The 13562-nt window shown below is 58.8% G+C and carries 13 protein-coding genes and 1 tRNA gene; 12 read left to right on the forward strand and 2 right to left on the reverse strand.

Annotated features, from left to right (window positions below; all coding sequences use genetic code 11):
• Positions 1–116: 116 nt before the first annotated feature.
• Complete coding sequence (locus tag CVS27_RS19375; protein ID WP_103467491.1) at positions 117–1334, reverse strand: multidrug effflux MFS transporter; 1218 nt, start codon at positions 1332–1334, stop codon at positions 117–119.
• 322 nt (positions 1335–1656) lie between these two features.
• On the opposite strand from CVS27_RS19375, the gene CVS27_RS19380 reads away from it, so the two are divergent.
• The 6 genes from CVS27_RS19380 (at position 1657) to CVS27_RS19405 (ending at position 6897) form a co-directional block, all read left to right on the forward strand.
• A complete protein-coding gene (locus CVS27_RS19380; RefSeq protein ID WP_243399649.1) occupies positions 1657–2505 on the forward strand; it encodes a phage holin family protein in 849 nt (282 codons plus the stop codon).
• An 82-nt stretch (positions 2506–2587) separates the two neighbouring features.
• Positions 2588–3199 (forward strand): CDP-alcohol phosphatidyltransferase family protein, encoded by a 612-nt coding sequence (locus CVS27_RS19385; RefSeq protein WP_103467492.1) that lies wholly within the window; start codon positions 2588–2590, stop codon positions 3197–3199.
• Complete coding sequence (locus CVS27_RS19390; protein WP_103467493.1) at positions 3196–4095, forward strand: DMT family transporter; 900 nt, start codon at positions 3196–3198, stop codon at positions 4093–4095. The genes CVS27_RS19385 and CVS27_RS19390 overlap by 4 nt, the downstream gene beginning before the upstream one ends.
• 46 nt (positions 4096–4141) lie before the next feature.
• Entirely contained in the window at positions 4142–5347 is a 1206-nt protein-coding gene (locus CVS27_RS19395) for a glycosyltransferase (RefSeq protein ID WP_103467494.1), read from the forward strand.
• A 73-nt stretch (positions 5348–5420) separates the two neighbouring features.
• Positions 5421–5494 (forward strand) — tRNA-Ile (locus CVS27_RS19400).
• A 188-nt stretch (positions 5495–5682) separates the two neighbouring features.
• The gene (locus CVS27_RS19405) at positions 5683–6897 is read left to right on the forward strand and encodes an acyl-CoA dehydrogenase family protein (RefSeq protein ID WP_103467521.1); all 1215 of its coding nucleotides are present in this window, start codon (positions 5683–5685) and stop codon (positions 6895–6897) included.
• 130 nt (positions 6898–7027) lie between these two features.
• Here CVS27_RS19405 and CVS27_RS19410 read toward each other — a convergent pair whose 3' ends face one another.
• A complete protein-coding gene (locus CVS27_RS19410) occupies positions 7028–7600 on the reverse strand; it encodes a M23 family metallopeptidase (RefSeq protein ID WP_103467495.1) in 573 nt (190 codons plus the stop codon).
• A 347-nt stretch (positions 7601–7947) separates the two neighbouring features.
• Between CVS27_RS19410 and rpsB the strand changes: the two genes are divergently transcribed.
• The 6 genes from rpsB to CVS27_RS19440 all read left to right on the forward strand — a co-directional run bounded on the left by rpsB (position 7948) and on the right by CVS27_RS19440 (position 13510).
• Positions 7948–8826, forward strand: coding sequence for a 30S ribosomal protein S2 (gene rpsB, locus CVS27_RS19415; RefSeq protein ID WP_103467496.1), 879 nt, complete (start codon positions 7948–7950; stop codon positions 8824–8826).
• Positions 8827–8987: 161 nt separating this feature from the next.
• Positions 8988–9815, forward strand: a complete 828-nt coding sequence (gene tsf / locus CVS27_RS19420; RefSeq protein WP_103467497.1) for a translation elongation factor Ts — start codon at positions 8988–8990, stop codon at positions 9813–9815.
• A gap of 173 nt (positions 9816–9988) precedes the next feature.
• Positions 9989–10750 carry a UMP kinase gene (gene pyrH / locus CVS27_RS19425; protein WP_103467498.1) on the forward strand — a complete coding sequence of 254 codons (762 nt, stop codon included), beginning with the start codon at positions 9989–9991 and terminating at the stop codon, positions 10748–10750.
• Positions 10751–10872: 122 nt separating this feature from the next.
• Complete coding sequence (gene frr / locus CVS27_RS19430; RefSeq protein WP_103467499.1) at positions 10873–11430, forward strand: ribosome recycling factor; 558 nt, start codon at positions 10873–10875, stop codon at positions 11428–11430.
• Positions 11431–11567: 137 nt separating this feature from the next.
• A complete protein-coding gene (locus CVS27_RS19435) occupies positions 11568–12845 on the forward strand; it encodes a phosphatidate cytidylyltransferase (protein WP_243400286.1) in 1278 nt (425 codons plus the stop codon).
• 65 nt (positions 12846–12910) lie between these two features.
• Entirely contained in the window at positions 12911–13510 is a 600-nt protein-coding gene (locus CVS27_RS19440) for a DivIVA domain-containing protein (protein WP_370739536.1), read from the forward strand.
• Positions 13511–13562 lie beyond the last annotated feature (52 nt).

A 13562-nucleotide genomic window follows, 5' to 3' on the forward strand; every position in this document is an offset into this window, starting at 1 on the left:
TCCATGAATAATTATCTCCTCCTGCCCCACCAAACATGAATGAGAAAAACTCTCTCACTCAAGGCTGGCACGTAGGGGTAAGGGGCGTTTTTCACGAACGCTCGCGCAGTGGGACGCTAGATCTTGGGTACCATGCGCGGCCGCACAATGAGCCACAGGGCGGCCATGGCCAGCAAACTGCAGATGCCCATGATGGTGGCCATGCTCGTCGCCGCCACACCCACCAGGCCCACCACGGGCGTGATCATCCCGGCGAAGCCAAAGGTTGCCGCGCCCAGCAGCGAGGCTGCCGTGCCTGCCTGCCTCCCGTTGCGGGCCAGACCCATGACCTGGACGGAGGGGAACATGAAACCCGTGGCGCAGATGAAGAACCAGAGCGGAACCATGATGCCCCACAGGCCCAGGCCAAGCTGATCGCAAATAACAATGGCGGCGGCGGAGGCCACTTGGGCGAGGGTTGCCCCGGCAATGACCCATTGCGGCCCCGTGTGGCGCATGATCCTCGAAGCTATTTGCACGCCAGCCACCACACCTAGGGAGTTCACGGCAAACAAGTAGCCGTATTGCTGGGGTGTGAATCCGTACGTGTTTTGGAACAGGAAAGTGGAGGCCGAGAGATACGTGAAAAGGGCGGCAAAATTCAGCCCGCCCACAAAGAGCGTTCCAACAAATATCCTGTCGCTGAACACTGCCTTGTACCTGCTGGCGACACTCACGCCGTCGGAATGGCGCTTTTCAGGTGGCAGGGTCTCAATGATGAAGACAAACGCGGCAATGACCACCAAGGTGCCGTAGCCGGCCAGGAACCAGAAGATGCCGGGCCAATCCATGACGCGCAGCAGCTGGGAGCCGATGACGGGGGCCAGAATGGGTGCCATGCCGTTCACCAGCGACATGCGCGAGAGCATACGGACCAGCTGGTAGCCACCGAAGAGGTCACGGATCATGGCCATCGCCACCACTCCGCCGCCTGCCGCGCCAATGCCCTGGAGCACGCGGAACACGCCCAGCATGGTGATGTCCGTGGACATGGCGGCACCAATGGATGCTCCCACATGCAGCGCGGTGGCCAGGATCAGCGGCATCCGCCGACCAAACTTGTCACTGAAGGGGCCCACCACCAGCTGCCCGGCGGCGAATCCAATGGTCGTGGCTGTCAGGGTCAGCTGCACGGCTGCGGCACTGACTCCCAGCTCATGCCCAATGATGGGGAATGCTGGCAGATACAGGTCAATCGTGAAGGGTCCCAGCGCCGTTAGCAGTCCCAAGACCAAAACGTAGACCAGTTTCTGTCGGCGGGACAGGGCATCGCCGGGATGGGCTGTGATGGTCAAGGCTGGAGTCCTTATGGTTCTGGGGGTGTGTGCGTGAATGTGGGCAGCTCCAGATCCGGATAGCCCACTGACTCATGCTAGTGCTTTTGACACCCGGCAAATACGGTGGCCGTTGTTGACGTGCCAGCCCGGAGGAGACAAGCCGTAGCGGTGTTCTTCGCCATGACGCGTTCGAGCAAGTTTGGCTACAGGAACGCCGGGTGCCTGATGGATGGTAATTTTGACATTACGGTAGTGCCTCCTAGCGGGGGTGGTACAAAGACTTCGGGTTTGCGCCTACTTTCCATTGGCAGCAAAAACTCACATTACGGAGGCGGTTCCAGTGACGGATGTGCAAAAGGACGTGCATATCACGGCGGATGAAAGCCCTAAGGCACAAGAATCTTCCCTGATCGAAGCGCTCAAAACTGCCTCGAGGCTGGTGCCACGGCAGATCAACGACGAAATTGCGTTGGCCAAGCTGGAACTGGAACACAAGAAAGCCCGCGTGGGCGGTGTCGCGATTGCCGCCGGCCTTGCTTTGGCCTTCACCGCACTTCTGGTTATTGCCTTGGTGGTGGCTGCCATTGCCGGCTTGGCCACCCTTATGCCGTTGTGGCTTTCGGCGCTTCTTGTCAGCGCAGCGTTTCTGCTCATTATTGGATTCAGCGGATTGATTGGTTACCGCAAATTCAAGACCTTGCTGCCATTGTTGCCGGAGCAGGCATGGCGTGGAATTCGCCACGACCTGGGCATTGCCAAGGAAGGTCGCGACTTTGACCCGGCAACACTTGATCCGCAGCCCCTGACCAAGGAAGAAAAGAAGGCCCTCAAGGCTGAAGCTGAAGAAGCGGCGGCGAAGGCTAAGGCGGAACGGGCAGCCAAGGAAGCCGAGCACGGTCCCAAGGCCAACGAAAACGAGCTCATTGAACGCACCACCGCCCGACGCGCCCACCTGATGACTGTGCGTGAGGAACTGGTGGACCAGGCAGATGTGAAGAAACAAGCCAACTACTTGATCGACAATGCCAAGGGCCGGGCCAAGGACGTCATGAACTTGGCCGCGGCCGGTGCCTCGGAACAGGCTGGGCACGTCGTGGAAACTGTCAAGGAACGATGGAAACCACTGGCTGTTCTGGCCGTGTCTGCCGGGGCTTGCGCCTTGTTGCTGCGAAAGTTGTTAAAGAAGTAGTTTAACCCCACAAATGTTCATAACCACACTTGATGCCGGTTGCGCGGCCCGACACACTTATCGCCAGGGGAGGTGACCCGCGATGTCCACCAGTTCCAACGCCAAAGCCGGGAACGTGAACGCCATCGTCACCATCCCCAATATCATCACCGTGGTCAGGTTCCTGGGGACGCCTTTGTTTGTGTGGCTGGTCCTTGCGCGGCGCGAGTATGGCTGGGGTGTTTTTGTCCTCGCCCTCATGGGTTGCACCGACTGGATTGATGGGTTCGTCGCCCGGAAACTCAACCAGACCACACAACTTGGCCGCATCATGGACCCCCTGGCCGACCGGGTGGCGTTGGTGGCTGTCAGCATCACCCTGGTCGTTGCCGATATCCTGCCCCTGTGGCTGCTCTTGCTGTTGGTGATTCCCGACGTCGTACTGCTGAGCGTTACGCTGTACTTCTTCCGGGGAGATGCAGATCTGAAGGTCACCATGCTGGGCAAGACGCGCACGGCGGCGCTGATGATTGGCACGCCGATGCTGTTGCTGGCCAAGGCCTTGGAATCGGATTTCACCTTCATTCTCGCTTGGGTTTTTCTTGGCGCCGGAATGGTGATGCACGTTATCGCTTTCAGCCAGTACATGGTGGCGGTTATGGCTAAACACCGTGAACTTCACCTGCCCGGCAAGCCAGTCCAGGGCCGCCCGTGATGTGGCTTGCCGTGGTGTGCGCAGTAGCCGGGGCTTTCTTTCTCGCTTTTGGTGCGCAACGCCAAGGCAGTGCCGTGCAAAACAACACGGGCGGGCTTGCCCTGGGCGGCGCCAGCTTCCTGCGCCTTCTGAAGAACCCGCGTTGGGTGTTCGGACTGGTGCTGCTCGGGGCGGGTATGGCTCTGAACGTTGTTGCCCTGACTCTGGGGACGCTGACGGTGGTGCAGCCCATCGGCGCCATAGCCCTGGTGATTACCACCATTGTGAACTCGCGGGACCAAGGCATCAGGCTCAACCGGGCAACGGTTGTGGCCATCACCTGTTGTGTTGCTGGCAGCGCCTTGTTCGTCCTGATGGCCGTGAACGTCGTGGCGGAGAACACCCACGTCAACACCACCCAGGAACTGACGGTGGTGCTGTTGCTGGCAGCCGTCATCATCCTGTTTGGCGGGGCGCTGGTGCTGTTCAAGCACCGCTTGAAAGCGTTCTTTTACATCCTGGGCTCCGGTGTGTTGTTTGGTTTTGTTGCCGTGCTGACACGCATCATTTCCAAACAGATTTTTGACCCCAACGGGCTGTTCCTGCTCAATGTGCAGTGGTACTCGGTGATTGCTATTGCCGCCGCTGGCGGGCTGGGAAGCTGGTTTGTGCAGAGCGCCTATGCCAGTGGGCCGCCGGATTTGGTGATTGCCGGACTAACCGTGATTGACCCCATTGTGGGCATTGCCATTGGCATCGCCATTTTAGGTGAGCTTCGTGACGATGTCCCCCCAGTGGTGGCAATTGCCATGGCTGGGGCGGCGATACTTGCTATCGTGGGGGTGATCGCGTTGTCCCGGCACCACCCTGACGTGGTGAAGCAGCGTGCAGCTGCAAAGAAGGAACAACGTAAGTAACGTGCCAGCCCTCGGGCCATCTAAGAAGCCACCAGGAGTTTTATCCGTGTCATCCACCCCGAGTGAAAGCTCGCTAAAACCGCTCACCATTTTGATAGCAGCAGATACCTATCCTCCGCATATCAATGGCGCAGCTCAGTTTGGATTCCGGTTGGCGACGGGTATGAGTGCCAGGGGCCATGAAGTACACGTGATGGCATGCCGCCCGGACGGCGGACCCATGTTTTCTGAACAACGCCCGGAGGCCACTGTGCACCGCCTGCGGTCCCGGCCCGTTCCCACCCACGAATATTTCAGGGTCAGCCTGCCATGGGAGATCAAGAAGGACATTGCGGCTCTCTTTGATGTGATTCGCCCCGATGTGGTGCATGTTCAAAGCCACTACATGATCGGCGAGCATGTGGTCTACGAGGCGAAGCGTCGTGGTGTGCGGATTGTGGCCACCAACCACTTCATGCCCGAAAACCTGAACCCCTTCTTGCCGTTCCCGCAGTGGTTCAAGAACATCGTGGGCCGTGTTTCATGGCGCGACATGGGCAAGGTCATGAGCAAGGCGGACGTTGTTACCACGCCCACCCCCTTGGCCGCCAAAGCCATGCACCAGCACGCGTTCCTGCGCAAGGTTCTGCCGCTCTCCAACGGCATTGAGGTGGGCAACTACGAACTCGCCGAGGGCGAGCTTAAGCCGTCGAACCCGTACCCCACAGTGGCCTTCGTGGGGCGCCTTGCCGAAGAAAAGCACATTGACGTCCTCATTGATGCGATCGCCAAGACTCCAGCCGAGCTCAATCTGCACCTGGTGGTGGTTGGCGGTGGCGAGGTTAAGAGCGCGTTGCGGGCGCAGGCCGAGAAGTTGGGGCTCTCCCCACGCGTTAAGTTCACCGGCCTGATCAGTGATGAGGAATTGCGTGAGGTCTACCTCAAGGCCGATTTGTTCGTCATGCCTGGCACGGCAGAACTACAGTCTCTGGTGACGTTGGAAGCCATGAGCGCCTCAACACCTGTGGTGCTGGCCAATGCCATGGCCCTGCCGCACTTGGTTGAAGACGGTGTCAACGGCTACTTGTTCATGCCGAACAACAGTGACGACCTGGCCGAGAAGATCACCACGATCATGCGCCTGGCTCCCGAGGACAGGGACGCCATGGGTGCTGCCAGCCACGACATGGTGGCACGTCATGGTTTGAAAAAGACCCTGGACACCTTTGAAGACATTTATCGTGGCGGAAGCTACGAGGATCACGCGGTTTAGCTCAAGACCCATTAGTATTGTGAGAGTGCTTTTCCTTAGGTTGTGCAGTTACCGAAGGAGGGGCACCTTGCATGGGGCCATAGCTCAGCTGGTTAGAGCGCGGGACTCATAATCCTAAGGTCCTCGGTTCAAGTCCGAGTGGCCCTACACGCAATACCCCCGGAATCTCCATGATTCCGGGGGTATTTTGCTTTAAACTCAGGCTCGACGGCGGCCACTTGGGTGCTCATTCCGGTGGGAGTTTCCTCGGTGAATGTTGCCCGCGTCACGCGAATGCGGTATGTTACTCATCAGTAACAAGTTTGGTGCTGGGCCGAACCGTTGACTATTCAATGATGAGAACAAGCAAAGGATTACCCGTGTCCAAGGCAGCTGTTGACCTAAACAATCTTCCCTACGCCGATGGTGACTTCTATGGATTTGAGCAGATGCTCTCCGCGAAGGAACGCGAACGCCTCCAGGATCTCCGGGACTTCCTGGACAAGGAAGTCAAGCCGATTGCCACCGATTGCTGGAACCGCGGCGAGTTCCCCATGGAGCTCATCCCCAAGTTGGCGGAGTTGGACATCATGAGCCCCGTTCACCGCCAAGGCTATTCAAGCCTCTTTGCCGGGTTGAGCCATGCAGAGTTCACACGGGCTGATGCCTCGATCGCCACGTTCATGGGCGTCCATGACGGCCTGTTCACCGGTTCCATTGAAGCCCTGGCGTCGGAAGAACAAAAAGCTGCCTGGCTGCCAGACATCTACGCCATGAAAAAGATCGGCGCCTTTGGTTTGACCGAGCCCCTCGGTGGCTCAGATGTTGCCGGCGGCACCCGCACCACGGCGGTGCGAGACGGCGACAACTGGATCCTGAACGGTGCCAAGCGCTGGATTGGCAACGCAACCTTCTCGGACTGGGTTGTTATCTATGCCCGCGACATTGCAGACAACCAGGTCAAGGCCTTCATCGTTGACACCAAACTGCCCGGCTACGGCGCCACCAAGATTGAGAACAAGACGGCCCTGCGCACGGTTCAAAACGCCGACATCACCTTGGAAAATGTGGTGGTTCCACACGAGTTCAAGCTTGCTGGCGGCAATAGTTTCCGCGACACCAACAAGGTTCTCAAGGTAACCCGCCTTGCTGTGGCGTGGCAGGCAGTTGGCCAACAGATGGCGGCATTTGATGTGGCCCGCCGCTATGCCATTGAACGCCAGCAGTTTGGCCGCCCCATCGCCTCCTTCCAAATGGTTCAGGACCAGCTCGTGAAGATGCTGGGCAACACCGTCGCCTCGACAGGCATGATGGTTCGCTTGTCCCAGCTGGAGGATCTGGGCCAGGCCAAGGACGAGCAATCAGCACTTGCAAAGGCCTTCACCACTGCGCGCATGCGGGAAACGGTGGCCATGGGCCGGAGCCTCTTTGGCGGCAACGGCATCGTCACCGACTATGAGATGGCAAAGATCTTCGCCGACGCCGAGGCCATCTACTCCTATGAGGGCACCTATGAGATCAACACCTTGGTCACGGGCCGCGCCATCACGGGCATCTCCGCGATCGTCTGATCCCCACACCCTCCCTAACCTCGCAAGCTCGGCCAGGGAACCCTCGGGCACGTGGGCCCTGTCTCCAACTGGCCCGCAGAAAACGCCGAAAAACGCACGAAAACCGTCAATTTTCGCCGTTTTCTGCGGGTCAGTTGATGAGGGGGAGCAGGACTGACGGGCGCAGGTCAAAGATGAACTGCAGTGGATCGAGGTATGTTTCGCCGCGTCGCACGCCCCAGTGCAGGCAGCTGTCCGCTGGAGCCGGCGCCCCATCACAATGGGTTGGACCCTCCACAACACCCAACTCCTGTCCGCGGCTCACGGAATCGCCAACTTTCACCTCCGAGACCACGGGCTCAAAACTCAGCCGCAAGCCGTTGTCAACGGTTATGGTCAGCACTGGCCTATTAGCCACGACGCCGGCGAAGGTCACCACGCCGGAGGTGGGTGCCAGTACGGGCGAGCCCCGTGGGGCCGCCAAGTCAACACCCCGGTGCCCGCTCAGCCACGGCTTCGCCGGCTGGTCAAAGGCATGAAGCACCCCGGGTTTGCCTGCCATCGGCCAACCCCAGGCGATTGAGGCTGGCAGGGGAGTGGCCGCCGTCGAACGTGAAAACGACAGCGACGGGGCGGCCAGGCTGGAGCCCGGCAGCAGCACAACCAGAACAAGAAGGAATGTGCCCACAATTTGCGTCCGGCCACGCCCAAATATGTTGCTCATCTCTCAAGCGTGCACCCGAAAAGTGAGGTTGAAGCCAGCTGGCTGCACGATGTGGACAAGACGAGCTTCAGGGTGGGCTGTTGAGGACTAATTGTGGTCAGTCATCGTTACGCCTCTGTAGTAACATTGAAGCAGCAGTGTGCTGTGTGTGCACTGACTACGCGCACTCCTCCCTGACGAGGCATCCTAAGAGTGATCTTGGGTCCTGCTGACGGATTGTGGCCATACGGTCCGCCTCACGGCGGTTTATGGCATACACAATGGGTGCTAGGAGCAGCGTCCAGGCGGGTATCCCCGTCCGGGCCAGCAAGCTAAACAACCGTAAAATTACAAGAAGGAGCGCCGGCATGCCCGTCGTAACTATGCGCCAGCTGCTTGACAGCGGCGTCCACTTTGGACACCAGACCCGTCGTTGGAACCCGAAGATGAAGCGATTCATCCTCACGGAGCGCAACGGCATCTACATCATCGACTTGCAGCAGTCACTGTCTTTCATTGACCGCGCCTACGAGTTCGTAAAGTCCACCGTTGCACACGGCGGCACCGTACTCTTCGTTGGTACCAAGAAGCAGGCTCAGGAAGCAATTGCTGAGCAGGCTACTCGCGTTGGCATGCCTTATGTGAACCAGCGCTGGTTGGGCGGTATGCTCACCAACTTCCAGACGGTTTCCAAGCGTATCTCCCGCATGAAGGAACTCGAAGAGATCAACTTCGAGGACGTTGCATCCTCCGGTCACACCAAGAAGGAGCTCCTGCTCCTCAAGCGTGAACTGACCAAGCTGCAGACCAACCTCGGTGGTATCCGCAACCTGACCAAGGCACCCTCCGTGCTCTGGATCGTTGACACCCCGAAGGAACACCTCGCCATCGACGAGGCACACAAGCTCAAGATCCCCGTTGTAGCCATCTTGGACTCCAACTGCAACCCTGACGAAGTCGATTTCCCGATCCCGGGCAACGACGACGCCATCCGCTCCGTTGCACTGTTGACCCGCGTTATCGCTGATGCTGTTGCAGAAGGCCTGATCGCCCGCAACAACAAGGCAACCGGCAACGAAGAAGCTCCGGCTGAGCCCTTGGCTGAGTGGGAGCGCGAGCTCCTCGAAGGCGACAAGGCTGTTGCAGCCCCCGCCGAAGCCGTTGTTGAAGCTCCGGCCGAAGCTGCTGTTGAAGCCGTAGTTGAAGCTCCGGCCGAAGCTGCTGCAGAAGCTGCAACCGAGAAGTAAAAAACTTTTCCTCGCGGACTTACCTTAGGGAGCAATCGCTAAGGGCCGCCACCTAGGAACCAGATACTGGCAGGATCGCGCCGCTCACAAAGCACAGCGGTCCTGCCAGAACTGGCCTACTGCTTATTTACATACTTAAACATTTACACTGAGGGGTTCACATGGCGAACTACACCGCCGCTGATATTAAGGCTCTGCGCGAGCGCACGGGCGCTGGCATGATGGACGTCAAGAAGGCTCTCGACGAGGCCAACGGCGACGCCGAGAAGGCCATGGAGCTCATCCGCATCAAGGGCCTCAAGGGTGCTACCAAGCGCGAAGGCCGCTCAACTGCTGAAGGCCTCGTTGCCGCAGCTGTTGACGGTGGCGTTGGCGTCATGGTTGAGGTCGCCTGCGAAACTGACTTCGTTGCCAAGGCTGCTCCCTTCATCGAATTCGCCAACACGGTTCTGGCCACGGCCGTCTCCTCCGGCGCAGCCGATGTTGAGGCACTGCTGGCTGTTGACGTTGACGGCAAGCCCATGTCCGAGGCTGTCATTGCAGCCGGCGCACTCTTGGGTGAAAAGGTTGCCATTCGCCGCCTTGCACGCATTGAGGGTGCAACTGTTGACGCTTACCTGCACAAGACCTCCAAGGACCTTCCGGCCCAGGTTGGCGTGCTGTTCGCTATTGACGGCGACAACCAGGAAGTTGCCCACGACGTAGCCGTGCACATTGCTGCCATGTCCCCGACGTTTGTCTCCCGTGACGAAGTTGCTGCAGAGACCGTTGAGAACGAGCGCCGCATCGCTGGCGAAACCGCAAAGGCTGAAGGCAAGCCCGAAGCAGCCATGACCAAGATCGTTGAAGGCCGTTTGACTGGCTTCTTCAAGGAACTCGTTCTGGTTGACCAGCCTTTCGCTAAGGACTCCAAGAAGAGTGTTGGCGTTGTTCTGGAAGAAGCAGGCGTCAAGCCTGTTGCTTTCGCACGCTTCCGCGTCGGAGCATAAGACACTTTTGTCGTATAGCTAGATGTGACGAAGAAGGGGTGACCGCAATCTGCGGTTGCCCCTTCTTTGCATGTAACGTCAGATAAGATTTTAGACGCAGCTCTTCGCTAGGCCCTGCACCCAGACCCAGACCCAGTTTAAGTTGCTACGTACCGGCACCCACGGAAGGCACCATGACCACGAATATTTCCCAGACCGCGCCAAGCAGCACAGCACCCGCAGCGGGAGCTGGCAAGCGCCGTCGTGTGTTGCTAAAGCTCTCCGGCGAAGTCTTCGGCGCTGGCAAATTGGGTGTGGATCCGGACACCATCCGCGGCATCGCCCAGCAGATCGCCAGCACCGTTGACACCGTGGAGGTGGCCATTGTTGTGGGCGGCGGCAACTTCTTCCGCGGAGCGGAATTGTCCGCCTCGGGCATGGACCGCTCACGCGCCGACTACATGGGCATGCTGGGTACTGTCATGAACTGCCTGGCATTGCAGGACTTCCTGGAACAAGCCGGCGTAGACACCCGGGTGCAGAGCGCCATCACCATGGGACAGGTCGCCGAGGCCTACATTCCCCGGCGCGCCATCCGCCACCTCGAGAAGAGCCGAGTAGTCATCTTCGGCGCCGGCGCCGGCTTGCCCTACTTCTCCACCGACACCGTGGCCGCCCAGCGTGCCTTGGAAGTCCACGCCGACGTAGTGCTGATGGCCAAAAACGGCGTCGACGGCGTCTACACGGCGGACCCCAAAAAGGACCCCACGGCCGTAAAATTGGACCACCTCAGCTATGACGAGGCCATGGCCCGTGACATCCGTGTCATGGATCAAACGGCCTTTAGCCTGTGCAAGGACAACAACGTGACCATGCTGGTTTTCGGCATGGAAGGTGAGGGCAATGTGGCCCGCGCAATCCTTGGCGAAGAGCTGGGAACTCTGGTCACCCCGTAATAGCGCAAACAGGCCGTGTGGGTGGGTGCAGCTAATCTGTAGCTCACGGTAGGATGGTCTCAGAATTGCCGCGCGCAAATGCCGCGGAAGTGTTGTGTAGTCATTTATTGAGGGAGAGACGCGTGATCGAAGATACTTTGCTCGAGGCCGAAGAAAAGATGGACAAGGCCATAGAGGTTGCCAAAGAGGACTTCTCCGCTGTGCGTACAGGCCGTGCCAACCCCGCCATGTTCCACAAGGTCATGGTGGATTACTATGGTTCACCGACGCCTTTGCAGCAGCTGGCAGCATTTGCCGTGCCGGAAGCGCGCACCTTGCTCATCACACCTTTTGACAAAACCTCCATGCACGACATCGAGCGTGCCCTGAGCTCATCCGAGGTGGGTGCCAACCCGTCCAACGACGGCAACGTTATCCGCATTATGATGCCGGAACTAACCGCAGAGCGTCGCAAGGAATACGTCAAGGTGGTCCGCACCAAGGGTGAAGACGCCAAGATTTCGGTGCGGAACATCCGCCGCAAGGCCAAGGAACAGCTGGACAAGCTGGTCAAGGACGGCGACGCCGGTGAAGATGAGGGTTCGCGTGCCGAGAAGGAACTGGACGCCATGACCAAGTCGCACACGGACAACATCGATGAGCTGCTCAAACGCAAGGAAGTCGAGCTTCTCGAGGTCTAATGACTGACCCCAAGCGTGCGCAGGCCGGTCCCGTTTCGGGGCCGGCCGCGTCAAATCCAGAGGTCGAACTCCCTGGCCAGCCTAACGACTACCAATTTCCCTCTCGGAAGGCGCGTCGTCACGCTGAGCTGACAGGCATGATTCCTATCATTGTGCCCAAAACTGCTGTGCCTAACGTCACCGTGCCCAAAACTGCTGTGCCGCAGGGCCCTGCCACGGCTGGCCAGAAGGATGGGACGCTCGACGGCGGAACAGATTCCAGCAAGGCACCCACCGACACGCTGGTTGCCGAAGCCCCGGCTGCCGCGGTTGACGCTGTGCCGGCGAAGACTGCGCCCATCCTGCCCGCCAGGGTCGAGGCGGGGGCCACTGCCACGCACCCCGGTTTTGAGTCCGAGGCAGACGATGAAGCTGGCGACGAGGCTGAAATTGACGAGCTTTCAGAGCTTGCGCCGCGCCCGGTCTCAGCACTGGCGGTGACGGGACTTCCCGTTGTGCCTCTTCCGCACGCACCCTTGGCTGCCATGCCGGATGAAGCCACGGCGGCCAAGGCTCCCAGAACGCCCAAGGCGGGCCGGGATCTGCCCGCTGCCATCGCAGTTGGCGTGACCTTGCTACTGGTGGTCATTGGCTCCCTGCTGTTCTATCCGCTGGCTTTTGTTGCGGTTGCTACCGCGTTTGCCTGCGTGGGTGTGTGGGAAGTGACCCGGGCGGTAGCTGGAAAAGGAATCAAAGCCCCCATGACTCCTGTCATGATCGGCGCCTTGGCCATGCCGGCATCCGCCTACTTTGCCGGTCCAGAGGGTTTGTTGTTCGCACTCGTGGCAAGCGCGGGAGCCACAGTTTTGTGGCGTTCACTGGATCCTGAACCAGGCGCCGTAAAGAGCATTCTGTCCGGTGTCTTCGCGCTGATGTGGATCCCATTCCTGCTCAGCTTTGTCTTCCTGATGATGCGTGGGGAAAATGGTCCGGTCCTTGGTTTGACCACCGACTTGTCCGCCATCAACCCCGGTGTTATCCAGGTGATCATCATGCTGCTGCTGGTGGTTGCCAATGACACCTTTGGGTACCTGGTGGGTGTCATGTTCGGCAAGCACCCCATGGCGCCCAAGATCAGTCCCAAGAAGTCCTGGGAGGGCTTTGCTGGTTCCCTTGGCGGGGCAACCCTGGTGGCTATCCCGGCCACAGTATTCTTGCTTGACCAGCATTGGTGGGTGGGTTTCGCTCTGGCCATCGGAATGGTCTTTGCTGGAACCGGCGGAGACTTTGCCGAGTCCATGGTTAAACGTGAATTGGGCATAAAGGACATGAGTAATTTGTTGCCTGGGCACGGCGGTGTAATGGATAGATTGGATTCAATCTTATTCGCAGCCCCTGTTGCCTATGCCACGTTTAGTGTTTTAGGCCAGTTCTAGAAAACCGAATTCATAGGGCTTGCACCACTTGGTACAGGCCGTAGAGAAATGTTCAAGGAATGACAGTGACAGTGGATGAGAAAACCCGGACCAACTCCAGATTTAAATTGGTGGGTCCCAAGGAAATCGGCTATAACGTCAAGCAAGTTGACGTGTTCTTGGAGCGTGCCAGGGCATATTTCCTGAGCACAGATACGCACGGCAACGCCATTACCAGCCTTGATGTGCGAACGGCAAGCTTCGACCCCGCACGTGGGGGCTACAGCGCGCAGGCCGTGGATGCGGCCATGGACAGGATCGAAGACGAATTTGTGCTGCGCGAAAAGGAATTGCTGATCGGTGCAGAGGGCGAAAAAGCATGGATGATGAAGATCGGCAAGACCGCTTCAGTGTTGCGCGCCCGCTTGCATCGTCCCGACGGTGATCGATTCCGCCGCCCGTCCAAAAAAAGCGCGCAAAGCTACAACATCAACGACGTGGACGTGCTGTGCCGGGAACTACTTGTTTACATTGAGGACAACGGGGAACTTAGCGTGGACATAGTGCGCCGTGCCGTCTTCGCCCCCGAAAAGGGCAGTGACGGCTACGAGGAAAGCCAAGTTGATGCATTCCTGGACCGCGTCGTGGAGCTCATGGCATCCATCGACCCGCTGCCAGCAAAGTAGCCTCTTTTTACAACTGGCCCGCAGAAAACGCCGAAAATCGCGGTAAAACCGC

This window comes from Arthrobacter glacialis (assembly GCF_002909445.1).
Classification (GTDB): domain Bacteria; phylum Actinomycetota; class Actinomycetes; order Actinomycetales; family Micrococcaceae; genus Specibacter; species Specibacter glacialis.

What these genes read in the sequence shown, in the direction of transcription:
- CVS27_RS19385 (WP_103467492.1), top strand. Translation starts at nt 2,588, where the DNA reads ATGTCCACCAGTTCCAACGCCAAAGCCGGGAACGTGAACGCCATCGTC.
- pyrH (WP_103467498.1), top strand. Translation starts at nt 9,989, where the DNA reads ATGACCACGAATATTTCCCAGACCGCGCCAAGCAGCACAGCACCCGCA.
- CVS27_RS19435 (WP_243400286.1), top strand. Translation starts at nt 11,568, where the DNA reads ATGATTCCTATCATTGTGCCCAAAACTGCTGTGCCTAACGTCACCGTG.
- rpsB (WP_103467496.1), top strand. Translation starts at nt 7,948, where the DNA reads ATGCCCGTCGTAACTATGCGCCAGCTGCTTGACAGCGGCGTCCACTTT.
- CVS27_RS19410 (WP_103467495.1), bottom strand. Translation starts at nt 7,600, where the DNA reads ATGAGCAACATATTTGGGCGTGGCCGGACGCAAATTGTGGGCACATTC.
- tsf (WP_103467497.1), top strand. Translation starts at nt 8,988, where the DNA reads ATGGCGAACTACACCGCCGCTGATATTAAGGCTCTGCGCGAGCGCACG.
- CVS27_RS19405 (WP_103467521.1), top strand. Translation starts at nt 5,683, where the DNA reads ATGAGAACAAGCAAAGGATTACCCGTGTCCAAGGCAGCTGTTGACCTA.